The sequence below is a fragment of the Leisingera sp. G5_S3_59_S7 genome, from assembly GCF_054968485.1.
On the sequence record NZ_JBQKUH010000020.1, the window covers coordinates 24,103 to 48,407 of the forward strand.

The window sequence follows — 24,305 nt, forward strand, 5'->3', positions numbered from 1 at the left end:
TGCGGGGGCGTGGCCTTGTCAATCCGGGAATGAGAACATTATAAGAACATATGTCCAAGATGAGTGTTCAAGACAAGCTCGCGATTCTGAGCGATGCGGCAAAATACGACGCCTCCTGCGCCTCCTCCGGGTCCAGCAAGCGCGACTCGCGCGATGGCAAGGGTCTGGGGTCGAACACGGGCGCAGGGATCTGCCATGCCTATGCGCCGGACGGGCGCTGCATCAGCCTGCTGAAGATCCTGATGACCAATTTCTGCATCTACGACTGCGCCTATTGCATAAACCGGGTGTCGTCGAACGTGCCGCGGGCGCGGTTCACGCCGGATGAGGTGGTGAAGCTGACGGTGGAGTTCTACCGGCGCAACTATATCGAGGGGCTGTTTCTGTCCTCGGGCATCATCCGCTCGCCCGATGCGACGATGTCGGACATGGTGCAGATCGCCCGCAAGCTGCGGGAGGAGGAGAATTTCCGCGGCTATATCCATCTGAAGACGATCCCCGACGCGGCGCCGGAGCTGATTGCCGAGGCCGGGCGGCTGGCAGACCGGCTGTCGATCAATGTTGAGCTGCCGACCGATGCCTCGGTGCGCCAGCACGCGCCGGAGAAGAAGCCGGAGCAGATCCGCAAGGCGATGGCCGATGTTAGGCTGCGCGGCGAGGCCGCCAAGGACCGCAGCCACACCGGCAAGCGGCCGCCGCGGTTTGCGCCTGCCGGGCAGTCAACGCAGGTGATTGTGGGGGCCGATGGCTCCAGCGATGCGGTGATCCTGGGGCAGTCCACCCGGCTTTATGGCAGTTACGGGCTGCGCAGGGTCTATTACTCGGCGTTTTCGCCGATCCCCGATGCCTCGGCCCGGCTGCCGCTGGTCAGCCCGCCCCTGGTGCGGGAGCACCGGCTGTATCAGGCGGATTGGTTGCTGCGGTTTTACGGGTTCGGGGTGGAGGAGATCACCAGTGCGGCGCCGGACGGCAATCTGGATTTGGAGATCGACCCCAAGCTGGCCTGGGCGCTGGCGCACCGGGGGCTGTTTCCGCTGGATGTGAACCGGGCCAGCCGCGAGGAGCTGCTGCGGGTGCCGGGGTTCGGGGTGCGGACCGTGAACCGGATCCTCAGCACCCGGCGGCACCGCGCCCTGCGCTATGAAGACCTGCAGCGGATGGGGGCGCTGCTGAAGAAGGCGCGGCCCTTTATCACCGCGGTTGGCTGGACGCCGGGGGCGCTGGCGGACACGGCGGATCTGCGGGCGCGCTTTGCGCCGCCGCCCCAGCAGCTGAGCCTGTTCTGATGCAGGTGGTGCGCCTGCCCTCCATCGGCACCGCGGCTGCCTGGCGGGACGCCGCGCGCGGTTACCTGAGTGCCGGGGTGCCGCCGGAGGATTTGCGCTGGCATTGCGGCGCGCAAGCGGAGGCGGGGCTGTTTGACACGGCTGCAGCGCCGCCCGCGCCGGCGCGCCCGGTGGCGGTGCCGCGGAGTTTCGTGAGCCTGGCGGAGAGTGTCGCCTGGCATTCGGATCCGGCGCGGTTTGACCGGCTTTATGCGTTTCTGTGTCGGCTGAGGGACTCGCCCCAGCTGATGAGCGACCGGGGCGATGCGCAGCTGGCGCATCTGCGGCGGATGGAAAAGGCAGTGCACCGCTGCCAGCACAAGATGAAGGCCTTTGTCCGGTTCCGCGAGACCGGCAGCCCGGAGGCGGCGCGGCGCAGCTTTGCCGCCTGGTTCGAGCCGGAGCACCGCACGGTTGAGCCGACGGCGCCGTTCTTTGCCCGCCGGTTCGGGGACATGGACTGGCGCATCCTGACGCCGGATGTCTGCGCGGTGTTCGAGGGCGGCGTGCTGCGGTTTGAGCCGGGCGCGCCCAAGCCCGGCCTGCCGGAGGATGCGAGCGAGGGGCTGTGGCTGACGTATTTCCGCAACATCTTCAACCCGGCGCGGCTGAAGGTGAAGGCGATGCAGTCGGAGATGCCCAAGAAGTACTGGCGCAACATGCCTGAGACGGCGGCGATACCGGAGCTGATCGCCACCGCGCCGGCCCGTGCGCGGGCAATGGCGGAGGCGGCGCCGACTTTGCCGCCCGCCCGCACCGCACGGGTGCAGGCAGCGGCAGAGCAGGCGGCGGCGGAGCATTGGGCCGGGCCGCAGGACGGTCTGGCGGCGGCGCTGGCGGGCTGCACCCGCTGCCCGCTGCATGGCGCAGCGACCCAGGCGGTGCCGGGCGAGGGCCCGCAGGATGCGGCGCTGATGCTGGTGGGGGAGCAGCCGGGCGACCGCGAGGATCTGACCGGGCGGCCCTTTGTCGGCCCCGCCGGGCAGCTGCTGGACGCGGTTGCCGCCGAAGCCGGGGTGGCGCGGGAGGCGGTGTATCTGACCAATGCGGTGAAGCATTTCAAGTTCCGCCCCCAGAGCCGCCGCCGCCTGCATCAGCGCCCGGACGCGGGCGAGGTGCAGCGGTGCCGGTGGTGGCTCGATGCCGAAGTTAAGCTGGTGAAGCCGCGGCTGATCGTGGCGATAGGCGCCACCGCGGCGCTGGCCCTGACCGGGAACGGCGGCAAGCTGATGACGCGGCGTGGCACGGTGGAGACCGGCCGCCAGGGGGTGCCGGTGCTGCTGACGCTGCATCCGGCGCATATCCTGCGCACGCCGGACCCTGCCGCCCAAGTCCAGCTTCGCGAACTGCTGCGCAGCGACCTGGCGGCGGCGCGGGAACGGGCCGGGCTGGCGCTTCCGGCAGCTCAGGCAGGGGAGGCGGGGCAGGGGGCGGCTTAGGCGGCCTCTGCCGGGCGGACCTCGGGGAAGATGTCGATATTGCGCTCTTCGGCAATCCGGTTGCCGGCCGCAATGATCATCTCGCGGGCCTTGCAGGCGACATCCCAGGACGTATTCGGGTCGGCGCAGGGCAGGGCGAACCAGACGTCCTTGCCGAACACATCCTGCCCGGCCACCCGCACCTTGGCGTCATCGGGATCGCCCAGCTCTTCCTTGTCCAGCTTGCCGACGATGTCGTCGAACGCCTCGCGCAGCGCGTCCACATCGGCATTATGGGCGCATTTCAGCTTGATGATGCGCAGCATCTTGGGCTCTTTCATCGTCCAGTTTTCAAACGGGGTGGAGATGAACTCCTCCACCGGAACGATGAGGCGGGTGCCGTCCCAGTCGCGCAGCTGCACGTAGGTGAAATTGATCCGCTCCACGTGGCAGAGGTAGTCGTTATAGACGATCCGGTCGCCGATCTTGGCGGATTGATTGAGCGCGATCTGCAGCGAGGCGATGATATTGCCCAGCACCCGGCGGGCGGCGAAGCCCAGGATCAGGGTCAGGGCACCGGCGGTGCCCAGAATGGTAAAGCCGAGGTTCTGGAAGATGTTGCTTTGGCTCAGGAAAATACCGCCGCCGATCAGCACCGCAGCCACCACAAAGGCGCGGCGGGCGGCGGCGAGCCGGGTGGCCATCGTGCGCTTGTGATCCTCCTGGCGCTGGGTCAGGTCGGTTTCATCAAAGGAGGTGAGCCGGTCCAGAACCGCCTCGACACTGTTGATGGCGAGCCACAGGCCTGAGCCGGCCAGCCCGAGCCAGGCCAGCGGCGGCAGAACGGTGCTGATCTGGCCGGAAAACACAAAGGCATAGGAGCCGATCGCCAGCGCCACCAGCGTCGCGCTGCCGATACTGGCAGGGCCGCGGATCGACAGCAGGGTGTCGGTGACAACCTGATGCGAGGCCTTGCGGGCGGCCCAGCCCATGCCCTTCCACACCAGCCAGCCGGCGCCAGCCGAAAGCGCAAGCAGCAGCGGCAGGCCAAGAACCTCCCACCATTTAAAGCCGAAGGCGGCATTTTCCTTGAGCGCGTCCGGCAGCATCTTTTCAAACCGGCCCGGCCCGAAGCGGGCGAACAGGGCCGGGATGTTGCCGACAGTCTGGCGGGAGAACACCCAGACAGCGGCGCCGTCTTCCGGCTTGATCCGGTTCAGCCGGATTGCCACGGGGCGGTTGTCCAGCTCCAGCGTCCACAGCAGCAGCGACTTGCGCGGCTCCCCGGCCATGGCCCGGTCGGAGGAGGCGCGCGCGTCCAGCGCGTCGGGCCGGTCGAGGATGATATCCCAGTCGATCACCGTCTTGCGGCTGACCACGGTTTCCAGCTGCCGCGCCAGCCCGGTGCCTGCGGCGAGCTGCTGCACTTCGGGAATGCCGGACAGATCGAGCAGATGCGCGGCCTCGGTCCAGGCGTCTTCGCGGGCGGCGGCAATCAGGCTTTCGATGGTGGCGCGGGGGGTTTCGCGGTTGATCAGCGTGGAGGGCTGCGGCAGGCCCGTGTTCAGGCCGGAGACGCAATACCAGCGGCTGCTGTCGCAGCCGCTTTTTTCCTGCGCCGCCAGCGGCGCAGCGATCAGAAGCAGGGGAACCAGGAACCGCAGCAGCGTTTTTATCATGGCAGGTCAACGCAGCAGCCAGCTGTTTGGTTCCGCTGCTGGTTCAGGCGCGCGCTGCGGGGCGGATGCTGGCGGCGCGTGCTGCCGCCCGTTATGATCTATAGATAATAAGTGCGATTTATGATCTTAGCAGTATATTTATGGTTTATGATCCCCAGCGCATATTGACGGAATATGATCCATTGATCATATTCTCCGGGAAAGGAGCCTCCTCATGGATCAGATTGCCCGCACTCCCAAGGATATCGGCACCGTTCTGCGCAATGCGCGCAAGGCGCAGGGGCTGACCCAGGGCGAGCTGGCGGCGCGCGCGGGCGTCTGGCAGCGCACGGTGTCCAACATCGAGACCAGCAGCAGCGGTGCCAAGCTGGAGACGGTGTTTGACCTGCTGGCGGCGCTTGACCTGGAACTGCGCGTCGCGCCGCGCAGCAAGATGCGGCCCGGCGATCTGGAGGATATCTTCTGATGGGGCGCAAGCGCACCTATACGCCGCTGGATGTTTACATGAACGGCCGCCGGACGGGGCAGTTTTACCGCGCGCCGGACGGGGCGTTTGGCTTTGTCTATGCGCCGGAGTGGCTGGCGTGGGAGAACGCGCTGCCGGTGTCGCGGTCCTTGCCGCTGCGTCCGGACCGCTATGCGGGACCGCCGGTGATTGCGGTGTTCGACAACCTGCTGCCCGACGATGACGGCATCCGCCGCCGGGTGGCCGAACGGGTCGGCGCGGACGGGCTGGACGCCTACAGCCTGCTGGCGCGGATCGGGCGCGACTGCGTGGGGGCGCTGCAGTTTTTGCCCGAAGGCGAGCTGCCGCAGGACAGCGGCACCCTGACGGGCGAGCCGCTGACCGACGGGGAGATTGCCGCGCTGCTGAGCGATCTGGGGCGGACGCCGCTGGGCATCCGGCGGGAGCGGGATTTCCGGATTTCGGTCGCGGGCGCGCAGGAGAAGACCGCGCTGCTGTATCAGGACGGCCAATGGATCGAACCGGCCGGCACAACGCCGACCACGCATATTCTGAAGTCGGCGATCGGCACTTTGCCCAATGGCATGGACCTGACAGACAGCATCGAGAACGAGCATTTCTGCCTGCGGCTGATGGCGGGGTTCGGCCTGCCGGTTGCGCGGACAGAGATTGCGGAGTTTGCGGGCACCAAGGCGCTGGTGATCGAACGCTTCGACCGGCTGCGGACGCGCGACGGGCGGCTGCTGCGGCTGCCGCAGGAGGACTGCTGCCAGGCGCTGTCGGTGCCGCCGGCGCGCAAGTACCAGAACGAGGGCGGCCCCGGCATCGCCGATATCTGCGCCCTGCTGCAAGGCAGCGACGAGCCGCTGCGCGACCGGGCAAATTTCTTCAAGGCGGCAGTCCTGTTCTGGCTGATCGGCGCGACGGACGGCCATGCCAAGAACTTCAGCATTGCGCTGATGCCGGGCGGGCGGTTTACCCTGACGCCGCTTTACGATGTGCTGACGGTGCAGCCGTCACTGGAGGCCGGGCAGCTGCAGGCCAAGGACATGAAGCTGGCGATGCGCGCGGGCAAGAACCGGCATTACCGGGTCTCGGACATCGCCGGGCGGCATTTTGCGGAGACCGGGCTGGCGGCGGGCTTTTCGCGCGCGCAGATCGGGGAGATATTCCGCCAGATTGCCGCGCAGGGGGAGGCGGCCTTTGCCGCGGCGCTGGCGGAGATGCCGGAGGGCTTCCCCGAAACCCTGGCGGCGACGGTGAAGCGCGGGTTCGACCAGCGTCTGCCGCGGCTGCTGAGCGCGGTTTGACGGGCTGCCCGCGGGGCGGGCATCAAACGCCGCATGGCCAAAGGCGCGGCAGGTTCTGTAGCGTGAAACCGGCGGTTGACGCGGACAGTTGACAGGGGTGCCTGAAATCGGCTGCCGTTGACGGGGGCCAGAGGGCGGAACGCATGGCAGACACCAAACAGCAAGGCAGCAGCCTGGCACTGACCGGGCTGACACAGCAGGAGGCAGAGGCCGCCCGCCGCACATACGGCTGGAACGAGCTGCCGAGGGCCAAGCGGGCCGGGCCGCTGCGGGTGTTCCTGCGCCAGTTCAGCAATTTCCTGGTGGTGATCCTGATCGTGGCCGGGATCATCGCTTTTACCCTGGGCGAATATGCCGACACGCTGGCGATCGGGCTGGTGATTGCGCTGAACGGGGTGCTGGGGTTCGTGCAGGAATGGCGGGCGGAAACTGCGCTGGAGAGTCTGCGCAGCATGCTGTCGCCGCAGGCCTTGGTGCTGCGTGACGGGCGCGAGCGGCTGATTGCGGCGCGCGAGCTGGTGCCCGGCGATCTTGTCATTCTGGAGGCCGGCGCCCGGATCCCGGCCGATGCAATTGTGCAGGAGGCCGCCGGGCTGCGGGTGGATGAAAGCGCCCTGACCGGCGAATCCGTTCCCATCGACAAGGCCCCCGGCGCGGAGGCCGCCGAGGTTCACGCCGGCACCGTGGTGGCCGCCGGGCGGGCGCTGGCGGAGGTGACCGCCACCGGCGCGCAGACCTCATTCGGCAAGATCGCCTCGCTGACGGGTTCGGTTGGCCTGAAGAAGACCAACCTGCAGGTGCAGCTGGGCCGCCTGGCCCGGCAGCTGGGATTTGCCGCCCTGGCGATTGCCAGCGCCATTCTGGCGCTTGGGCTGTATATGGGGCGCGACGTGGCCGAGATGTTCATGACCGGCCTGTCGCTGTCGGTGGCAATGGTGCCCGAGGGGCTGCCCGCGGTGGTCACCATCACCCTGGCGCTGGGGGCGGCGGCGATGGTGCGCCAGCAGGCGCTGGCCCGCCGTCTGCAGGCGGTGGAGACACTGGGGGCGGCGTCGGTGATCTGCACCGACAAGACCGGCACGCTGACGGAAAACAAGATGACGGTGACGCAGGTCTGGACCTTGGACCGTGTCTATCAGGTCACGGGCACCGGCTATGACCCGGCCGGCCATATCGCCTATGACGGCGCGGTCACCGGTGCCAAGGAGGATGCTGTGCTGGCCGCCATTCTGGAGGCCGGGCTGACCTGCACCCACGCCAGCCTGCACCGCGAAGGCGATCACTGGGAGATGACCGGTGCCCCCACCGAGGGCGCGCTGGTCACCCTGGGCTACAAGGGCTGGGCGGATCTGCCGCCGCCGGACAGCGTGCTGGCGGAAATCCCCTTCAGCAGCGAACGCAAGCGCATGAGCGTGCTGGTGCGCAGCCGCAGTGGCGGGGCCAAGGTCCTGACCAAGGGCGCGCCGGAGCAGGTTCTGCGGATTTGCAGCCATGTGATGACCCAGGACGGCCCGCGCAGCCTGGGCGCCGGGGAGGCCGATGCCATCACTGCCGCCTATGAGGCGATGGCGGGGGAGGGGCTGCGGGTGATTGGCCTGGCCGCAGGCGCGGCCCGGGGGGAGGTTATTGCCGAAGAGGATCTGACCTTCCTGGGGCTGGCCGGGCTGATCGACCCGCCGCGGCCCGAGGTGCGGCCTGCGATCGACGCGGCCCGCTCCGCCGGGATCCGGGTGATCATGATCACCGGTGACAGCCCGCTGACCGCGCAGGCGATTGCCGGCCAGCTGGGCCTGCCGCCTGCCAGGACGGTCACAGGCGATGAGCTGGAAGCGCTGGAAGACGCCGGATTGAGCCAGCTTTTGCAGGGGGAGGTGCTGTTTGCCCGCACCCGGCCTGCCCACAAGATGCGGATCGTGTCGGCGCTGCAGGAACAGCATCAGATTGTGGCGATGACCGGCGACGGTGTGAATGACGCGCCAGCGCTCAAGAAGGCCGACATTGGTGTTTCAATGGGGGTGCGGGGGACCGATGTGGCCAAGGATGCCTCTGACCTGGTGCTGCTGGACGACAATTTCGCCACCATCGTGCGGGCCATCGGCGAGGGGCGGCGGCAGTTCGGTAATGTGCGCAAGTTCGTGCGCTACCTGCTGTCCTCGAATGCTGGCGAAGTCATTGCGCTGCTGATCAACATCCTGATCGGCGGGCCGCTGATCTTCCTGGCGACCCAGATTCTGTGGATGAACCTGGTCACCGACGGGGTGACGGCGGTGGCGCTGGGGCTGGAGAAGGGCGAGCCGGATCAGATGGAGCATCCCCCGCGCAGGAAAGACACGCCGATTGTGGGGAAAGCCGGCCTGCTGACCATTCTGGCGCTGGGGCTTTATACCGGGCTCGCCAGCCTGTGGCTTTTCCTGCACCTCCTGGACGGCAACGAGGATCTGGCCCGCACCGCCGCCTTTACCGCCATGGTCATTTTTGAAAAAGCCAGCGTATTTGCCTTCCGCTCGCTGCATCTGCCGTGCTGGCGGATCGGCTTTTTCACCAACCCGTTCCTGTTGGCCGCCCTAACGGTGACCATCGGGGCGCAGGTGGCGGCGGTATACTGGCCGCCGCTGCAGGCGCTGCTGCACACGGTGCCGCTGCAAAGCGACCAGTGGATGCTGATCGGCCTGCTGGTGCTGCCCATCCTGCTGGTGCCCGAGATCCTGAAGACGCTGCGCTATTTCGCCAGCCGCCGCCAGCAGGGGGGGGCCGTCGCACAGGCGTGAATGATCGGGGCCTGAATGATCGGGGGCCTGATTGATCGGGATCATGGCATCCGCGTGCAGACCTGATCTACTGACTGGCGCGGTGTGCATGCCCGCCTGCCGCGATCCATTTGCCGGAGGCCCGCCATGCAACGCAAAACCTCTCTTATCGTGCTCAGCAGAGACACCAGCGATGCGGCGGTCACCGCCGCAGCCGAGGCCGCCCGGACACAGGACGCCTATCTGGCCTGCCTGCTGCTGGAGACTTTGCCTGCCCGGCCCTACTTCATGTCCGGCGCAACCGCCTTTGGCTCGGCGGCGATGCCGGCGGACTGGGTTGACCGGTTCGCGGAGTCGAAATCGGCGATAGAAACCCGGGCCGCCGGAATTAACGGGCTGCTGGCCCAAAGCGGTTGTTCCGGCGACGTTCAGTATGCAGTGTCTGCGGGTGCCGAAATCCGGCTGCTGTGCGCGCGCCGCGCCATGTCCTGCGACATTGCCGGGTTCGCCGGGGGGGTCAGGGAAAAAGACGGGGTCTTCCGGGAGGCGCTGCACGGCCTGTTGTTCCAGTCGCCGGTTCCGGTGATCTTGAACAGCGCGCCGTTTGCAAGCTGCAGCCGCATCTTCCTGGCGTGGAACAGCAGCCTGGCCGCCTCCCGCGCGGCCCATGCGGCGCTGCCCTGGATGCGCCGCGCGCAGGAGGTTGTCATCGGGTGCTTTGACCCGGATCTGACAGACGAGCGGGACGGCGAGGACCCCGGCACGGATGCCGCGGCATGGCTCAGCCACCACGGCTGCACTGTGACCGTCTCGCAATTTCTCAGCAGCGGGCATGATGTCGGCCGCGCTATCCAGGACCGGGCGCGGGAAGCCGGGGCGGATCTGGTGGTCATGGGCGCCTATGGCCATTCCCGCCTGCGCGAGGCGGTGTTCGGCGGCACCACCAGGACGATGATCGAACAGACAGACCTGCCGGTTCTGTTTGCCCATTGATCCGGCAGTGCCGTCTTTGCCAAGCCCGTACCGCCGCCGCTTGACCTTGCTCAAGGCGGCAGGAAGGCGGCGCTGCTAATCTGCCACGGGGGTAAGCCAATGCATCCGGGAGAAACCCAGCAGGCCGAAGCGGTGGCCTTTCTGAGCAGCCCGTCAGCCTATGGGTCTGACGGGCCCGTTGAAGTGGTCACGACGCACTCCGCCCATGTGTTCCTGACCGGCGGCCTGGCGTTCAAGATCAAGCGGGCGGTGCGCTACAGCTATCTGGATTTCTCATCGCTTGAAGCGCGCAAGGCCGTGCTGGAGCGCGAGCTTGCCCTCAATGCCCCGGCAGCCCCCGAAATCTATGACCGGGTGGTTGCGGTGACCCGCGACGCCTCGGGGGGGCTGGCGCTGGACGGCGCGGGGGCTCCGGTCGAGTACGTTCTGCGGATGCACCGGTTCCCGCGGGAGGCGGAGCTGAGCCGTATCGCCGATGCCGGCGGGCTGACCGTTGATCTGGCCGCCCGGCTTGGCAGTGCGGTGGCCGCCTATCATGCGGATGCGGAGAGGCGGGGTGCCGACGGCGCCGTGCTGATCCGGGAGATCATAGATGAGCTGCGGGAGGCCTTTGACGGCATGGAGCCGGTGCTGGGCCGCGGCAGGGTGGAGGCATTTCTGGACAGGGCCGAACAGGTCTTTGCGCAGGCCGCGCCGCGTCTCACGGAGCGCTCAGCCGCGGGCTATGTGCGCAGGTGCCACGGGGATCTGCATCTGAGAAACCTTGTGATGATCAACGGCAGGCCGGTGCCCTTTGACGCGCTGGAGTTCGATGAGCGGCTGGGCACCTGCGACGTGTTCTATGACTTTGGCTTTTTGCTGATGGATCTGCTGCACCGGGGCGCGGCAGCGCAGGCGAATGCGGCGCTGAACAGCTATTTGCAGGCGGGGAGGGATTTCGGCGGGCTGGCCGCGCTGCCGCTGTTCATGGCGCTGCGGGCCGCGATCCGGGCGATGGTCACGGTGCAGGGGATGGCCGGCAGCGGCTCCGACGAGGCTGCCGGGGATGCCCGCAATTATCTGGATCTGGCGGCGGACTGCCTTGCCGCCGCTCCGCCAAGGCTGGTGGCGGTTGGCGGGCTGTCGGGCACCGGCAAAACCACGGTTGCCGCGCGCGTCGCGCCGCTGCTGCGGCCCGCGCCCGGCGCGGTGCACCTGCGCAGCGATGTGGAGCGCAAGGCGCTGTTCGGCGCCGCCCCGCTGGACCGGCTGCCGGCCGAAGGCTATGGCCCGGACGTCACCGCAAAAGTCTACGCCCGGCTGCTGGATCTGGCAGAGCATGCCCTGCGCGCCGGCCACAGCGTTATCGTTGATGCGACTTTTCTGGAGGCGGGTTACCGGAAACAGGCGCAGGCGCTGGCGGCGCGGCTGGGGGTGCCCTTTGATGGCATCTGGCTGCATGCTGATCCTGCCGTGCTGGAGCAGCGGATCGCCGCCCGCACTGGCGATGCCTCGGATGCGGATGCGGATGTGCTGCACGCGCAGCTGAAGCGCAGCGCGGACCCGGCCGGCTGGACCCGGATCGCCTGCGGCGGCGAGGCCGGACAGGTGGCCGGGCTGGTGCAGGACACCCTGTTCCCGGCGTGATCCGGACCGATTGCTGTGCGGCGGGAGGCACTACGCCGAGCCGGATAACCTCAATCAATGCAGGCCGGACGCCGCGGGCGTAACGTTGTGCAACCACCTGAGGAGGAACATGATGTACAAGAATGTGCTTGTGCCCATCGCACCGGATCACGGCGCCAACACCGCCGCTGCAATGGAGGCCGCCCGGCTGCTGGCAGACAGCGGCGGCAAGATCACCGCGCTCACCGTGGCCGAAGCCATTCCCGGATATGTGGTTCAGCAGCTGCCGGAAGGTCTGCTGGAACATACCCATGACGAAATGCTGGCGTCGCTCAAGGCCGATCTGGGCGGGGTGAAAGACGTCAAGGCGGTGGTTGTCACCGGCCATGCCGGGCGCGCGATTACCGATTATGCCGATCAGCAGGGCGCCGATTGCATCGTCATCGCGTCGCACCGGCCCGGGCTGCAGGACTATTTCCTGGGATCGACGGCGGCGCGGGTTGTGCGCCACGCCGCCTGCACCGTGGTTGTGATCCGCTAGCTGTCGTGCGCCACCGAGCGGCGGAACAGCAGCAGGCTGGTGGCCAGCAGCGCGGCGCCCAGCAGCGCCATCCACAGGAATTCCGGCCAGACGGTTTCAAAGCCTGCGCCCTTGAAGACGATGGCCTGGCTGGCGGCCATGTAGTGGCGCGAGGGCAGGAAAGTGGTGATGGCCTGCAGCCAGGCGGGCTGGCTCTCCACCGGGGTTTCGCCGCCCGACAGCATCAGCATCGGCAGAATGGTCAGCATCACCAGCAGCGCAAACTGCGCCATCGAGCGCGCCACCGTCGCCAGGAACACCCCCAGCGCGGTGGCTGTGAACAGAAACAGCGCCGTGCCGCAGAGAAACAGCAGCGTGGACCCGGCTATGCGGATGCCCAGGACCCCCTGCATCACAAAGGCCAGCGACAGCGCTGCCCCGGCGAGCACCACAGTGGCGTTGGCCCAGATCTTGGCCGCTGCAATGTCAAAGGGCGACAGCGGCATCGCCAGCAGATGCTCAATGGTGCCGTGCTCGCGCTCGCGGATCATCGCGGCGCCGGTGAGGATCGTGGTCAGCCACATGATCTGGCCGATCAGCGCGTTGATGCCGGCAAAGCGCACGGTATCGCGGTTGGGGTTGAAGGCACTGCGGATGATGATGCCCAGGGCCTGCGGCTCTGCCAGATCGGCACCGATGGCAAAGCGGCGGATTTCACTGCTGAGGATGCTGGTGATGTACTGCACGCCGATGCCTGCCTGCTCCATCGCGGTGGCATCAACCAGCACCTGGATTTCCGGCCCGCGGGCGGCGCGCAGATCCTTTTCGAAGCCGGGCGGCACCGCCACCACAAACAGAAAATCGCCCGCGTCCATCCGCGCGGCGCCGGTGCCGGGGGCGACCTGCACCACGGGCTGAAATTCCGGCGGAAAGAACGCTTCCGCCAGTTTGCGGGACAGGGGCGAGTTGTCCTCGTCGGCAAAGGCGATCGAGGCGTTGTTCACTGAGGTTGCCACGCCTGTTGCCTCCATCACCGGTGACAGCGTGAAGGACCAGACCAGCAGCGCCATCATCACCCAGTCGCGGCGCAGGCTCATCATCTCCTTGAGGCCAAGCCAGAATATGCGGGACAGCCGCCGCATCTATTTCTCCTGCGCGCGCAGCGACAGCGCGGCCAGCAGGGTGAACACCGGGCCGAAGCAGGCCAGCGCCAGGATGTCGGGCAGCAGCGCCTCCCAGCCCAGCCCCTTGGTGAAGGCGCCCACGTTCAGGTGCAGGAAATAGGACGACGGCCACAGCGAGCCGATGGTCTGGGCGCCGCCCTCCAGCGTTGAGACCGGCTGCAGCAGGCCGGAGAACTGGATTGTCGGCACCACCGACGCGATAGTGGTTGCAAAGGTTGCCGCCACCTGGCTGGAGGTCATGGTGGCGATCAGCAGCCCGTAGGAGGTGGCGGCCCAGACATAGAGCAGCGCGCCAAGGGCCAGGGGCAGCGGGTCGCCCTTGAGCGGCACCCCGAAGACCGCGATGGTCATCGCCGTCAGCAGCAGGAAGTTCAGATAGGCGATCACGATATAGGGGATCTGCTTGCCGATCAGGAATTCCAGCCGGGTGGTTGGCGTCACGTAAAAATTGGTGACCGAGCCCAGTTCCTTTTCCCGCGCGACGCTGACCGCCATCAGCACCGCGGGCAGCATGATCAGCAGGATTGCGGGCATCGCAGGCGCCATGGCGGCGATGCTTTCGAAGCTTTGGTTATAGCGGAACCGCGGCTCTATCCGGGCGATTTCGGGCTGGCGGGTGCCGCTGGCGGCAGCCTGGGCGCTTAAAAATGTCTGATGCAGCCCGGCGGCATAGCCCTCGACCGTTTCGCCCTTGAACGGGATGGCGCCATCGACAATGGCCAGCACCTCTGCCGGTTCATTTGCGCGCAGCTTGCGCCCGAAATCGGGCGGCAGCTCAACCACCAGCGACACCTCGCCCGAGACCAGCCGGCTGCGGCCCTCGGCGGCGCTGGCCAGGGGCGGGGTGGGGCGGAAGTAGCGGGAGCCGGAGATTTCCGCCAGATAGGCGCGACTTTCGGGGCTTTGCGACAGGTCGAGCGCGGCGTAGTCCAGCTCGTCGATGTCCAGCGAGATGCCGAAGCAGAACACCAGCATCAGGATCACCGAGCCGAGGAAGGCAAAGGCCAGGCGCACATGGTCGCGCAGCACCTCCACCGTTTCGCGCCGGGCATAGGCCAGGGCGCGCCCGAGGCCGCCGCCCGTGCTGGCGCGGGCGGCCTGCACGCCGGTCTCCGGCGCGGCGACCGGGGCAGGGGGGTCCGCGGCCTTGAGGATGGAGATGAACGCCTCCTCCAGGCTGTCAGCCGCTTCGGCGGCCATCAGCTCTTCGGGGGTGCCCTCGGCCAGAACCTTGCCCGCGTGCATGAAGGACACCCGGTCGCAGCGTTCGGCCTCGCCCATGAAATGGGTGGAGACGAATATCGTCACCCCCTCGGTGCGCGACAGCTCGACCAGCAGCGCCCAGAACATGTCGCGCGCCTCCGGATCGACGCCGGAGGTCGGCTCGTCCAGGATCAGCACCCGCGGGCGGTGGATCACCGCAACCGCCAGCGACAGCCGCTGCTTGATGCCAAGGGGCAGGGCGGCGGCCAGGGTGGTGCTGTGCGCCGCAAGGCCAAAGCGCCGGGTCAGTTCCGCGACCCGGGCCTCGCGGTCTTTGATCCCGAAAATGCGGGCGTGAAGCTGCAGGTTCTGCTGCACGCTCAACTCGCCATAAAGAGAAAACGCCTGACTCATATAGCCGATCTCGCGGCGCAGCGCGCGGTTGCGGGCATCGACCGGCTTGCCGAACAGCTGCGCCGCGCCGGAGCTGATCGGCAAAAGGCCGGTCAGCATCTTCATGGTGGTCGACTTGCCGCAGCCGTTGGAGCCCAGAAAGCCGAAGATCTCGCCCCGGCCGATGGTGAAATCGACGCTGTCGACCGCAACGAAATCGCCGAAGCGCCGGGTCAGCCCGCGGGCGGTGATGACCGGTTCGGTGCTGATCCGGTGATCGGGCGCCGCGACCTGGATGTCCAGCGGTTCGCCCTGCGCGCGCAGCTGCCGGTAGGCGGTTTCAAGATCGGGCGCGGTGCCTCTCAAGTCTTCCGGGGGGCCTTGGAACAGCACCCGCCCGGCGTCCATGGCGACAATCCAGTCGAAACTCTGCGCCTCCTCCATGTAGGCGGTCGAGACCAGTACCGAGAGGCCGGGGCTTTGGTTGCGGATGGCGCTGACCAGCGCCCAGAACTGGCGGCGCGACAGCGGATCGACCCCGGTGGTCGGCTCATCCAGCACCAGCAGTTCGGGGTCATGGATCAGGGCGCAGCACAGGCCCAGCTTCTGTTTCATGCCGCCCGACAGCCGGCCCATCAGCCGGTCCGCAAAAGGCGCCAGCCCGGTGGCGGTGAGCAGCGCGGCAATGCGGATCTCGCGCTCTTCCTGCCCCTGGCCGAAGAGGCGCGAGAAAAACTCCAGGTTCTCGCGCACTGACAGTTCCGGATAGAGGTTGCGGCCCAGCCCCTGCGGCATGAAGGCAATGGCGGAGCAGACCCGGCGCCGGTGGGCGGCGTTGCCGATCGGGCCGCCCAGCACGTCAATCGACCCGGCCTGCAGTTTCTTGGCGCCGGTGATCAGGCCCAGAAGGGTGGACTTGCCGACCCCATCGGGACCGATGAACCCCACCAGCCGGCCCGGCGGCAGATCCAGCGTGACCGCGTCCAGGGCGGTATGCTTGCGGTAGCGGTGGCTCACCTCCGCGATGCGGATGCCGGGAGGGCCTCCTGCCGCGGCGGTCATTCGAACAGCTCAGGCGGGATGCGGCGATCCAGCGCTTCGGGCCAGGCCTGGTCCGGGTCCAGCCGGATCACTGCCACCCCGCGCAGGCCGGTCTTCACATGCTCGATCCGCGCCGCCACCAGGTCTTCGGGGATGCGGACCCGGACGCGGAACACCAGCTGCTCGCGCTCGCTGAGGGTCTCGACCTGCTTGGGGGTGAACTGGGCCTCTGGCGAGACAAAGGTGACGGTTGCGGGAATGGCGTAATCGGGCAGCGCGTCCAGCACGATGCGGGCCTCGGCGCCGATCGGCAGGAGACCGGCCTCGCGGGCGGGCAGGAACACCTCCATATAGATGTTCTCAAGGCTGAGCAGCGTCAGGATCGGCCCGCCGGCGCCCACCACCTCGCCCGGTTCTGCCAGCCGGTACAGAACCCGGCCCGGCATCGGCGCGGTCAGGGTGCTGTCCTCGATCTGCGCGGCGATCCGGCGCACCTCGGCCTCTGCCGCCGCGATCCCGGCGTCGGCGGTGGCAACCCGCGCCTGCGCAGCGCCCAGCACCGCCTCTGCAACCTGATGGGCGGTGTCGCGCTCCTCAAAGACGGTTTCGGAGATGTTGTGCCCGGCCAGAAGCGCGGTGGCACGCTCCAGCTCATGCTCGGCGCGGCGGTGCTCGCTCTGGCGCTGGACAACCAGCGCCTCTGCCTCGGCCTTGGTCTGGCGCGCCAGCGCGGCTTCGGCCTGGGCCCGGTCATGCGCCGCCGACAGCTCGTCAGTGTCCATCACCACCAGAACATCGCCCGCCGCAACCAGGCTGCCCTCCGCCGCCAGAACCTGCGCCACCCGGCCGGCCCTTGCGGGGGCGATCTCCACCTGTTCGGCCTCGATCCGGCCGTTACCCTGAACCAAGCCCTCCGGCAGCTCCGTGCCGTCCTCGGAAACGAACAGGTACATTGCGGCGGCCACTAGCAGCACGGCCGCAGCGGCAAATATTGCGCCTGTTTTCTTTTGCATGGCCACGCGCCCGGTCATCTACAATACCTGCCAAGCGTAATCGGATCTGCGGCGGGATGCCTTGCTCTGCATCAACCCGGCGCCGGTCAGACACAGCGGCCGCCGCTGCGCCTGCGCCGCCTGGCCTTAGGCGCCTGGCCGCTTAGCGCTGCAGGCCGAGCCGGACGCCGCTTGAAGGTCCCGCAGCCTTCCATATAACGCGCGCCATGCCTGCAAAGATATTCTCGATGGAGGCGCGGCAGGACGGCGGTGCCAGGCTCGCGCTCAACTACAAGCACGCCGGCCGCAGCGGTATCCAGCGCCTTTCCTGCGATCTGCCGCAGGCCGGCCTTTTGCAGCTGGTGCTCTTTGCCGAAGCGCTCAGCCTGCGCAAGCGCTTCGGGCAGCTGGTGGCGTCGGATGTGTCGATTGAGGGTCTGGTTGTGTCCTATGACCCGGCACAGCGGGAACTTCATGTCGAGCGGCAGGCTGGCTACTCCCGGCAGACCGCTTTTGTGCCGGTTGAGGTCTTCCAATCCGAAATGGCGGGCATGACGGACATCTGCATTGCCCAGGCCGAGGCGTCAAAGCACGGAGCAGCCCTGAAGCACCTGCTGGCCGGATGCACAGCCCCGGCAAAGCTTGAAGAGCTGCTGGGGCAGGATGAGGCGGATCTGGCGATGCATCAGCTGCGGGAAATTGCATTGCTGCTGCTGGCACAGGAAGCCTCTGCCCGCGGCTCCGCGCTTGGCCGCCAGCTGCGCGGCAAGAAATCGCAGGAACAGGCCCGGCAGGCGGTCAGCGGCCTTGTGCTGGAGCTTGCCGCCGAACTTGTTCCAGTTTCTGCCTGAGCCTGAACGCCCCCTGGGCTGCCCGCGCGCCGCAAAAAAACGTGCCGGCGGCCGCCCTTGCACAGCGCGTCCGCGGATGCGATCGCGGTTGCGCTTGGATTGCGGGGCGGCACCGGCCGGAAGCCGGAGCCCAGGCCGCGCAGGCGCGGAAGTCAAAGCACTCTAAATCGGCACCCCGGTTATGCGCGCGATCAGTTCCAGCGAGTTCCGGGCGCCGAATTTATCCAATAGCCGGGCGCGGTGCGCTTCGACCGTCCGCGGCGAGATGCCGAGCCCGCGCGCGATCTCCTTGCTGGTGAGCCCTTCGGCCATCATTTTGGCCACCTGCCGCTCCCGCGCTGTCATCTCTGTGACCGGGCGCTGCTCGGAAATATCGGCAAAACTCCATACCGACCGGGCAAAAGGCTTGTCCGCGTCAAGCGACTGCCCCCGCACCCGGCACCAGAAATGCGCACCGCCCCGGCGGCACATGATGCGCTCATCTTCGTACTGGCCGGTGCCCTGCATCTTGCGCAGGCCCAGGTCGCCAATGCGCCGGTATTCCTCCATCGACGGGTACAGCACGGAAAGAGACCGCCCTGCGAGTTCCTCCGCCCGGTAGCCGAACATGCGCGCAAACCGGGGGTTGCAGCGGCGGATCAAACGGTTTTCGGCGTAAACCAGGCCGATAGGGGCATGATCGAAGGCAAGGGTTTCAAGGTCGGCATTCATGGGAAATTACGTAATTACACGGATCGCGGGGCCATCGTTACACAATTAGCCTGCCTGCACGTCAAGGGAGACAGATATGGACGCGAAAATAGTCGGCTGGGGCCACACGCAATTCGGTGCGCTGGATCAGAGTTTCGAGGAGCTGATTCAGGCCGCCGCCGCGGAAGCGATTGAGATGGCCTGTGTCGACCCGGCAGAGATTGACGGCATCTGGCTGGGGCATTTCAACAGCGGCATGGTGCCGGACGCCTTTGCGTCGTCGCTTGTGCTGGGCCTGGATGACCGCCTGCGGTTCACCCCTGCAACCCGGGTGGAAAACGCCTGTGCTTCGGGCTCGGCGGCGGTCTATGCGGCGCGCGATGCGATCCGGGCAGGATCGGCCCGGACTGTGCTGGTGATCGGCGCGGAGAAGATGACCTCGCTTGACACCAAAGGGGTGACCGAGGCGCTGGCCGGCGCCTCGTATCAGACCGAGGAGGCCGGGGTCAGCTTTCCGCAGATCTTTGCCCGGATCGCCAGCGGTTATTTCCAGGCCTATGGCGGCCAGTCCGAAACGCTGGCCCGGATCGCCGTCAAGAACCATGCAAACGCGCAGGCCAATCCGCTGGCGCAGATGCGCCGGGACGTGAGCTTTGAGTTCTGCAACACGCCCAGCGACAAGAACCCGGTGATTGCCGCGCCGCTGCGGCTGACGGATTGCTCGCTTATTTCGGACGGCGCCGCCGCGCTGGTGATGGTGGCCGGAGACCGCGGCGGCTTTGAATGCGCGGCGGGGTTCCGCGCCGCCTGCCAGGTCAATGATTTCCTGCCCATGTCGCGGCGGGACATGACCCGCCTTGCAGGTGCGGCGCGTGCGTTTGAAATGGCCTATGACCAGGCCGGCATCGGGGTGAATGACCTCGACCTGGCCGAGGTGCATGACTGTTTCACCATTGCCGAACTGATGATCTATGAGGCGATGGGCCTGGCCCCGGCCGGCCAGGGGGCCCGCGCGGTGGCAGAGGGCACCGTGATGGCCGGCGGCAGCCTGCCTGTGAACCTGTCGGGCGGGCTGAAGGCCAAGGGCCACCCGGTCGGCGCCACCGGTGTGTCCATGCATGTGCTGGCCGCGCAGCAGGTCACCGGACAGGCCGGGCCGCTGCAGAAACCGGGCGCCGGCCTGGCGGGTGTTTTCAACATGGGCGGATCGGGCGTTGCCAATTACTGCTCCATTCTGGAGGCTTGTTCATGACCCCCGCAGAGCGGCTGCACCGAATTGCGCGCCGCGCAGCAACAGGAGCAAAGACATGACTGATCTGACCGGAAAGACCGCACTTGTAACAGGGTCGGTTCAGGGCATCGGGCTGGCTATGGCCAAAGCATTTGCCGGGGCGGGCGCCCGGGTGGCAGTGCACGGGCTGGCCGGCCGGGAACAGGCCCGGGCCGCAATGGCCGAAGTCACGGCTGCCGGCGCGCCGGAAACGCGGTTCTTCGATGCGGACATGCGGGACGCAAACGCGGTCGAAGCCATGATGGCCGAAATGGATGCATGGGGCGGCACCGACATTCTTGCCAACAATGCGGGCATTCAGAAAACGGTTTCCCTGGCGGAGGCCGACGCCGCCACCTGGGAGGCGGTTCTGGGCGTCAACCTGACCGGGGCCTTTCACACGATGCGTCTGGCGATGCCGAAAATGGCCGAGCGCGGATACGGGCGCGTCGTCAATATTGCCTCGGTCCACGGGCTGGTCGCTTCGGTGAACAAGGCGCCCTATGTGGCGTCGAAATTCGGGCTGGTGGGGCTGTCGCGGGTCGCGGCGCTGGAATACGCAGGCCAGGGCAGCCGCGAAACGGGGGGTATCACTGTCAACTGCATCTGCCCCGGCTGGACCGAAACCGCAATCATCGAGCCGCAAGTCCAGGCCCGCGCCGCCCTGCATGGCGGCGACAGGGCTGCGGGGATCGCCGATCTCCTGGCCGAGAAACAACCCTCGCGCCGCACCTCCGACCCCTCCGAGATCGGTGCGCTGGCGCTCTGGCTGTGCGCGCGCGAGGCGCATAATGTCACGGGGACGTCGATCCCCGTCGATGGCGGCTGGACGGCGCAGTAGCCGCCGGGTGACCGCCGCACGCTGGCAAGCGGGCAGTCAGCCTGCAGCCTTGGGCCGCCAGGCCTGCGCGTGAGGGGCGGACAGCGCCAAGAGGTCAACGGCACGGGCAGCCGTCTGGCTGGCGGCCTCTGCTAATGTGGCATGGGCAAGATAGTATGCAGGCACCGGCGGCATAACGATTGCGCCCATCTCGGTCACCGCGGCCATATTGCGCAGATGGGCAAGCGTCAGCGGCGTCTCGCGTGCCAGCAGGATCAGCCGCCTGCGCTCCTTGAGCTGCACGCTGGCGGCCCGTGTCAGCAGATTATCGTCAAGCCCGTGCGCGATTGCTGCCAGGGAGCGCATCGAGCAGGGCGCGACGATCATCCCCGACACCGGAACCGAACCTGAGGCGATAGCTGCGCCGATGTCAGTGACCGCGTGGGTGCGCGCGGCAAGGGCCATGAGCGTTTCCACTGCATCAGGGCCGCATTCTTCGGCCAGCGTGCGCTTGGCGGCGGCGCTGGCCACCAGGTCAATCTCCACTCCGGCTGATGCCAGATGCCGCGCTGCTGCCAGGCTGAGCATTGCCCCCGAGGCGCCCGAAACGCCCAGCACTACCCGCCGCACGCTCACCCCTTCAAGTCCGGCATCAAACGGGCAACCAAATCGGCGGCAAAGGCCTGGTCCTGCGGCGCTCCCTGCATGACCTGCCCCCATTCACGGCTTGTTTCGCTGCCGGTTTTTGTTGTGGCGTCAATGCCGATCTTGCCGGCCAATCCCGGTTGCGGGGACGCGAAATCAAGGTAGTCCATAGGTGTATTCTCCAGGATCATGACATCGCGGGACGGATCCATGCGTGTGGCCAGAACCCAGGCGATGTCGTCCCATTTCCGCGGGTCGGTGTCCGCGTCCACTGCAATCATTATCTTGGTGTAGCTGAATTGCGGCAGCATCCCCCAAAGCGCCATCATCACCCTGCGGGCCTGGCCCGGGTAGCGTTTGTCGATGCTGACAATGGCAATGCGGTAGGAACAGGCGGCCGGCGGCAGCCAAAGGTCGCGAATTTCAGGTATCTGGGCTTGGATCGCGGGCAACGCCAGCCGGTTGAAAACCTCGCCGATGATGGCGGGTTCATCCGGCGGCCGGCCGGTGTAGGTGGACAGGTAAATCGGGTTCTCACGGCAGGTTACCGCGCTGACCTGCATGACGGGAAAGGGCTCGGCCGGATTGTAATACCCGGTGTGGTCGCCAAAGGGGCCTTCGGGCGCTGTTTCATCCGGAGACACCCAGCCTTCCAGAACGATTTCTGCATCGGCAGGCACCATCAGGGGAATGGTTTTGCAGGCGGCCAAGCGCGGCCGGGCGCCGCCCAGGGCCCCGGCAAAGGCCAGTTCCGACACGGTCTCCGGCAACGGCAGCGCAGCGGACATCAGCGTGGCCGGGTCTGCGCCCAGAACCACAGCCGCCGGCATCGGTTCGCCCTGCCTTGCCCAGCTGCGGTGATGCGCGGCGCCGCCGCGGTGCGGCAGCCAGCGCATGATCAGCTGCGAGCGGTCCAGCACCTGGGTTCTGTACACGCCCGCATTATAGCTGCTGACGTTTTCCGGGGCGCTGCCGTGCGGGCGGGTGATCACCACCGGCCAAGTGATCAGCGGCCCCGCATCCCCGGGCCAATGGGTCTGCACCGGAAGGTTTGACAAGCTGGCCTCCGGCCCCTCATGGATGACGGCCTGCACCGGCGCGGTTTTCACCATCTTCGGCCGGGCGGCCAGCGCCGCCTTCAGCATGGGCCAGCGCGACAGGGCATCCCGCAGGCCATCGGGCGGGGCGGGCGATCTGAGCGCAGCCAGAAAGGCCCCCAGATCGTCCAGCTGAGATTGAGAGACCCCCAGCCCGGCGGCCGCCCGGTCAGCGGTCCCGAAGAGGTTCGCCACAACCGGAATGTCCGAAATCCGGCCATCGTCCAAAACCGGACGGTCGAATTGCAGCACCGGCCCCCCGGCTTCCAGCACTGCGCGGTGCACTGCCGTCATCCGGTGGCGCACGGAAACCGGATCCGGAACCCGCCGGAACTGGCCGGTTGCAGCGCACCAGTCGAGGAAATGGCGCAGGCTGGGATATGGCGGATGCGTGCGAACGGGACTGCTCCAAGGCTGAATTCCGCTGAGCCCTAGCAGAGTTTCGCACCGCGAATTTGACGCACGACAAACTTGGGCGGCGGACCGGGGCCTAGAACACACCAGCGACCGAAGTAACCGGCGGAAAAGGATTTCTTTGTTGACCCGAACCCGGATCCCCCAATGTCCCGCAGCGCTTGCGCGCCTGCTGCGAATACTGCCCCTCGGGCCATTGTCCCTTTCGCTGACGGCCTGCTCGCGCCGTATCGCCAGGCGCCATCCCGGCCTGTTCCGCCGCTTGGGAGAGCACAGCCGCACGCGGTTTGTCCTGGATCCCACCGACCTGCCCGTTGTTCTTTGCCTTGATCCGAACGATGGCCTCCCGTCGGTCCGCGCCACACGCCGCAGCTGTGACGGAGCCGCCCGGATTTCCGGCCCGCTGGCAGCGCTGCTGGGACTGGTCCACGGTGCCTATGACGGGGACGCCCTGTTTTTCTCGCGTGATCTTGTGATCGAAGGCGATACCGCTGCGGCGCTGGCCCTCCGCAATGCCGTGGATGACGCTGAGCTGGATATTTCCCAGGAGATTGCTGCCATGTCCGGGCCGTTTTCCGGCCTTCTGCTGCAGGCCGCGGGGTTTGCCGGGCGGCGCACAGGTGTCTGCCTGGCCCGTCCAGCGGAGGACGCGGCATGGTGATGGAAATCGTCTGCCCGGCCGGCACGCCCGCCGCGCTGCGGGCCGCGGTCAAAGCCGGAGCGCATACTGTCTATTGCGGCTTCAACGACGAGACCAACGCCCGCAATTTTCCCGGGCTGAACTTCGACCGCAGCGAGATGCGCGACGGCGTGGCCTTTGCCCACAGCCATGGCGCCAAGGTCCTGGTGGCGGTCAATACCTTTCCGCGCGCAGGCGATCAGCCTGTCTGGCACCGCGCCATCGACGATGCCGAAAACGCCGGAGCCGATGCCGTCATCCTGGCCGACCCGGGTTTGCTGGACTATGCCGCGCGCACCCACCCCGGCCTGCGCCTGCATCTTTCTGTGCAAGCCGCCGCCGCCAATGCGGACATTATCAACTACTATGCCAGGACCTTTGGTGTGAAACGGGTGGTGCTGCCGCGGGTTCTCTCGGTGCCGGAAATCGCCGCCATCAATGCCGAAACAGAGGCCGAGACCGAAGTTTTCGTCTTTGGCGGCCTGTGCGTGATGGCTGAGGGGCGCTGTTCGCTGTCCTCTTATGCGACCGGGCTGTCACCGAACATGAACGGCGTCTGCTCTCCCGCCAGCCATGTGGAGTATCACAACGACAACGGCGCGCTGGATGCCAAGCTTGGCGGATATACGATCCACCGTGCGGCAAAGGATGAGCCTGCCCCGTATCCGACACTCTGCAAAGGCTGCTTTTCCGCCGGCGGCCAAACCGGCCACCTGTTTGAAGACCCGGCAAGCCTGAATGCCGAGCAACTGATCCCGCAGCTGCACAAGGCCGGTGTCACGGCGCTGAAGATCGAAGGGCGGCAGCGCTCCAAGTCGTATGTGGCGCAAGTCGTGCGCAACTTCCGCGCCGCCGTTGATGCGCTGGAGGCAGGCCAGCCGCTGCCGCAGGGGATGCTGGCGCGCCTGTCCGAGGGTCAGGCCATGACCACCGGCGCCTACAAGAAGACCTGGAGATAACAGC

20 protein-coding genes are annotated in these 24,305 nt (G+C 67.1%); 13 read left to right on the forward strand and 7 right to left on the reverse strand.

The window, feature by feature from the left end:
* Positions 1-50 precede the first annotated feature (50 nt).
* Together ACTRWG_RS10940 and ACTRWG_RS10945 are read left to right on the forward strand one after the other, a co-directional pair.
* Complete coding sequence (locus ACTRWG_RS10940; RefSeq protein WP_027233784.1) at positions 51-1,286, forward strand: putative DNA modification/repair radical SAM protein; 1,236 nt, start codon at positions 51-53, stop codon at positions 1,284-1,286.
* On the forward strand, positions 1,286-2,764 hold the full coding sequence (locus ACTRWG_RS10945; protein WP_462829315.1) for a UdgX family uracil-DNA binding protein: 1,479 nt from the start codon (positions 1,286-1,288) through the stop codon (positions 2,762-2,764). Before ACTRWG_RS10940 ends, ACTRWG_RS10945 begins: the two co-directional genes overlap by 1 nt.
* On the opposite strand, the gene ACTRWG_RS10950 is transcribed toward ACTRWG_RS10945, so the two are convergent.
* A complete protein-coding gene (locus ACTRWG_RS10950; protein ID WP_036796755.1) occupies positions 2,761-4,422 on the reverse strand; it encodes a mechanosensitive ion channel family protein in 1,662 nt (553 codons plus the stop codon). The two genes, ACTRWG_RS10945 and ACTRWG_RS10950, sit on opposite strands and share 4 nt — an antisense overlap.
* 214 nt (positions 4,423-4,636) lie before the next feature.
* Between ACTRWG_RS10950 and ACTRWG_RS10955 the strand changes: the two genes are divergently transcribed.
* From ACTRWG_RS10955 to ACTRWG_RS10980, 6 genes are all read left to right on the forward strand, one after another.
* Positions 4,637-4,888 (forward strand): helix-turn-helix domain-containing protein, encoded by a 252-nt coding sequence (locus ACTRWG_RS10955; RefSeq protein ID WP_027233781.1) that lies wholly within the window; start codon positions 4,637-4,639, stop codon positions 4,886-4,888.
* The gene (locus ACTRWG_RS10960) at positions 4,888-6,198 is read left to right on the forward strand and encodes a type II toxin-antitoxin system HipA family toxin (RefSeq protein ID WP_462829316.1); all 1,311 of its coding nucleotides are present in this window, start codon (positions 4,888-4,890) and stop codon (positions 6,196-6,198) included. Before ACTRWG_RS10955 ends, ACTRWG_RS10960 begins: the two co-directional genes overlap by 1 nt.
* A 143-nt stretch (positions 6,199-6,341) precedes the next feature.
* On the forward strand, positions 6,342-8,966 hold the full coding sequence (locus ACTRWG_RS10965) for a cation-translocating P-type ATPase (RefSeq protein WP_462829317.1): 2,625 nt from the start codon (positions 6,342-6,344) through the stop codon (positions 8,964-8,966).
* 126 nt (positions 8,967-9,092) lie between these two features.
* On the forward strand, positions 9,093-9,938 hold the full coding sequence (locus tag ACTRWG_RS10970; protein WP_462829318.1) for a universal stress protein: 846 nt from the start codon (positions 9,093-9,095) through the stop codon (positions 9,936-9,938).
* Between the two features lie 99 nt (positions 9,939-10,037).
* A complete protein-coding gene (locus tag ACTRWG_RS10975) occupies positions 10,038-11,564 on the forward strand; it encodes a bifunctional aminoglycoside phosphotransferase/ATP-binding protein (RefSeq protein WP_462829319.1) in 1,527 nt (508 codons plus the stop codon).
* 112 nt (positions 11,565-11,676) lie between these two features.
* The gene (locus ACTRWG_RS10980; protein ID WP_259973188.1) at positions 11,677-12,084 is read left to right on the forward strand and encodes a universal stress protein; all 408 of its coding nucleotides are present in this window, start codon (positions 11,677-11,679) and stop codon (positions 12,082-12,084) included.
* On the opposite strand, the gene ACTRWG_RS10985 is transcribed toward ACTRWG_RS10980, so the two are convergent.
* Genes ACTRWG_RS10985 through ACTRWG_RS10995 form a run of 3 tightly spaced genes read right to left on the reverse strand, consistent with a single transcriptional unit; the run spans position 12,081 to position 16,897 of the window.
* Positions 12,081-13,205, reverse strand: a complete 1,125-nt coding sequence (locus ACTRWG_RS10985; protein WP_462829320.1) for an ABC transporter permease — start codon at positions 13,203-13,205, stop codon at positions 12,081-12,083. The genes ACTRWG_RS10980 and ACTRWG_RS10985 overlap by 4 nt on opposite strands.
* Positions 13,206-15,905, reverse strand: coding sequence for a ribosome-associated ATPase/putative transporter RbbA (gene rbbA / locus ACTRWG_RS10990; RefSeq protein WP_027233776.1), 2,700 nt, complete (start codon positions 15,903-15,905; stop codon positions 13,206-13,208).
* Positions 15,902-16,897: an HlyD family secretion protein gene (locus ACTRWG_RS10995; RefSeq protein WP_027233775.1), complete on the reverse strand. Its 996-nt coding sequence runs from the start codon at positions 16,895-16,897 to the stop codon at positions 15,902-15,904. Before ACTRWG_RS10995 ends, rbbA begins: the two co-directional genes overlap by 4 nt.
* 206 nt (positions 16,898-17,103) lie before the next feature.
* Here ACTRWG_RS10995 and ACTRWG_RS11000 point away from each other — a divergent pair, with 206 nt between their 5' ends.
* Positions 17,104-17,727 carry a hypothetical protein gene (locus ACTRWG_RS11000; RefSeq protein WP_027233774.1) on the forward strand — a complete coding sequence of 208 codons (624 nt, stop codon included), beginning with the start codon at positions 17,104-17,106 and terminating at the stop codon, positions 17,725-17,727.
* 162 nt (positions 17,728-17,889) lie between these two features.
* On the opposite strand, the gene ACTRWG_RS11005 is transcribed toward ACTRWG_RS11000, so the two are convergent.
* The gene (locus ACTRWG_RS11005) at positions 17,890-18,438 is read right to left on the reverse strand and encodes a PAS and helix-turn-helix domain-containing protein (protein ID WP_027233773.1); all 549 of its coding nucleotides are present in this window, start codon (positions 18,436-18,438) and stop codon (positions 17,890-17,892) included.
* 76 nt (positions 18,439-18,514) lie between these two features.
* Here ACTRWG_RS11005 and ACTRWG_RS11010 point away from each other — a divergent pair, with 76 nt between their 5' ends.
* Positions 18,515-19,669: a thiolase domain-containing protein gene (locus ACTRWG_RS11010; protein WP_027233772.1), complete on the forward strand. Its 1,155-nt coding sequence runs from the start codon at positions 18,515-18,517 to the stop codon at positions 19,667-19,669.
* Between the two features lie 55 nt (positions 19,670-19,724).
* Positions 19,725-20,528 (forward strand): SDR family NAD(P)-dependent oxidoreductase, encoded by an 804-nt coding sequence (locus tag ACTRWG_RS11015; protein ID WP_027233771.1) that lies wholly within the window; start codon positions 19,725-19,727, stop codon positions 20,526-20,528.
* Between the two features lie 36 nt (positions 20,529-20,564).
* On the opposite strand, the gene ACTRWG_RS11020 is transcribed toward ACTRWG_RS11015, so the two are convergent.
* Both ACTRWG_RS11020 and ACTRWG_RS11025 read right to left on the reverse strand, forming a co-directional pair.
* A complete protein-coding gene (locus ACTRWG_RS11020) occupies positions 20,565-21,143 on the reverse strand; it encodes a UbiX family flavin prenyltransferase (RefSeq protein ID WP_027233770.1) in 579 nt (192 codons plus the stop codon).
* Positions 21,140-22,669: a UbiD family decarboxylase gene (locus tag ACTRWG_RS11025; protein ID WP_027233769.1), complete on the reverse strand. Its 1,530-nt coding sequence runs from the start codon at positions 22,667-22,669 to the stop codon at positions 21,140-21,142. Before ACTRWG_RS11025 ends, ACTRWG_RS11020 begins: the two co-directional genes overlap by 4 nt.
* A gap of 118 nt (positions 22,670-22,787) precedes the next feature.
* On the opposite strand from ACTRWG_RS11025, the gene ubiT reads away from it, so the two are divergent.
* Positions 22,788-23,324, forward strand: coding sequence for a ubiquinone anaerobic biosynthesis accessory factor UbiT (gene ubiT / locus ACTRWG_RS11030; protein ID WP_446027515.1), 537 nt, complete (start codon positions 22,788-22,790; stop codon positions 23,322-23,324).
* Entirely contained in the window at positions 23,324-24,301 is a 978-nt protein-coding gene (gene ubiU, locus ACTRWG_RS11035; RefSeq protein WP_027233767.1) for a ubiquinone anaerobic biosynthesis protein UbiU, read from the forward strand. The genes ubiT and ubiU overlap by 1 nt, the downstream gene beginning before the upstream one ends.
* Positions 24,302-24,305: the final 4 nt, after the last annotated feature.

Bases quoted from the DNA above. Each gene is read 5' to 3' on its own strand.
- ACTRWG_RS10980 (WP_259973188.1), top strand. From the start codon at position 11,677: ATGTACAAGAATGTGCTTGTGCCCATCGCACCGGATCACGGCGCCAAC.
- ACTRWG_RS10970 (WP_462829318.1), top strand. From the start codon at position 9,093: ATGCAACGCAAAACCTCTCTTATCGTGCTCAGCAGAGACACCAGCGAT.
- ACTRWG_RS11005 (WP_027233773.1), bottom strand. From the start codon at position 18,438: ATGAATGCCGACCTTGAAACCCTTGCCTTCGATCATGCCCCTATCGGC.
- ubiU (WP_027233767.1), top strand. From the start codon at position 23,324: ATGGAAATCGTCTGCCCGGCCGGCACGCCCGCCGCGCTGCGGGCCGCG.
- rbbA (WP_027233776.1), bottom strand. From the start codon at position 15,905: ATGACCGCCGCGGCAGGAGGCCCTCCCGGCATCCGCATCGCGGAGGTG.
- ACTRWG_RS10985 (WP_462829320.1), bottom strand. From the start codon at position 13,205: ATGCGGCGGCTGTCCCGCATATTCTGGCTTGGCCTCAAGGAGATGATG.
- ACTRWG_RS10995 (WP_027233775.1), bottom strand. From the start codon at position 16,897: ATGCAAAAGAAAACAGGCGCAATATTTGCCGCTGCGGCCGTGCTGCTA.
- ACTRWG_RS11015 (WP_027233771.1), top strand. From the start codon at position 19,725: ATGACTGATCTGACCGGAAAGACCGCACTTGTAACAGGGTCGGTTCAG.
- ACTRWG_RS10940 (WP_027233784.1), top strand. From the start codon at position 51: ATGTCCAAGATGAGTGTTCAAGACAAGCTCGCGATTCTGAGCGATGCG.
- ACTRWG_RS10960 (WP_462829316.1), top strand. From the start codon at position 4,888: ATGGGGCGCAAGCGCACCTATACGCCGCTGGATGTTTACATGAACGGC.
- ACTRWG_RS10950 (WP_036796755.1), bottom strand. From the start codon at position 4,422: ATGATAAAAACGCTGCTGCGGTTCCTGGTTCCCCTGCTTCTGATCGCT.
- ACTRWG_RS10945 (WP_462829315.1), top strand. From the start codon at position 1,286: ATGCAGGTGGTGCGCCTGCCCTCCATCGGCACCGCGGCTGCCTGGCGG.
- ACTRWG_RS10975 (WP_462829319.1), top strand. From the start codon at position 10,038: ATGCATCCGGGAGAAACCCAGCAGGCCGAAGCGGTGGCCTTTCTGAGC.
- ACTRWG_RS10955 (WP_027233781.1), top strand. From the start codon at position 4,637: ATGGATCAGATTGCCCGCACTCCCAAGGATATCGGCACCGTTCTGCGC.
- ACTRWG_RS10965 (WP_462829317.1), top strand. From the start codon at position 6,342: ATGGCAGACACCAAACAGCAAGGCAGCAGCCTGGCACTGACCGGGCTG.
- ACTRWG_RS11010 (WP_027233772.1), top strand. From the start codon at position 18,515: ATGGACGCGAAAATAGTCGGCTGGGGCCACACGCAATTCGGTGCGCTG.
- ACTRWG_RS11000 (WP_027233774.1), top strand. From the start codon at position 17,104: ATGCCTGCAAAGATATTCTCGATGGAGGCGCGGCAGGACGGCGGTGCC.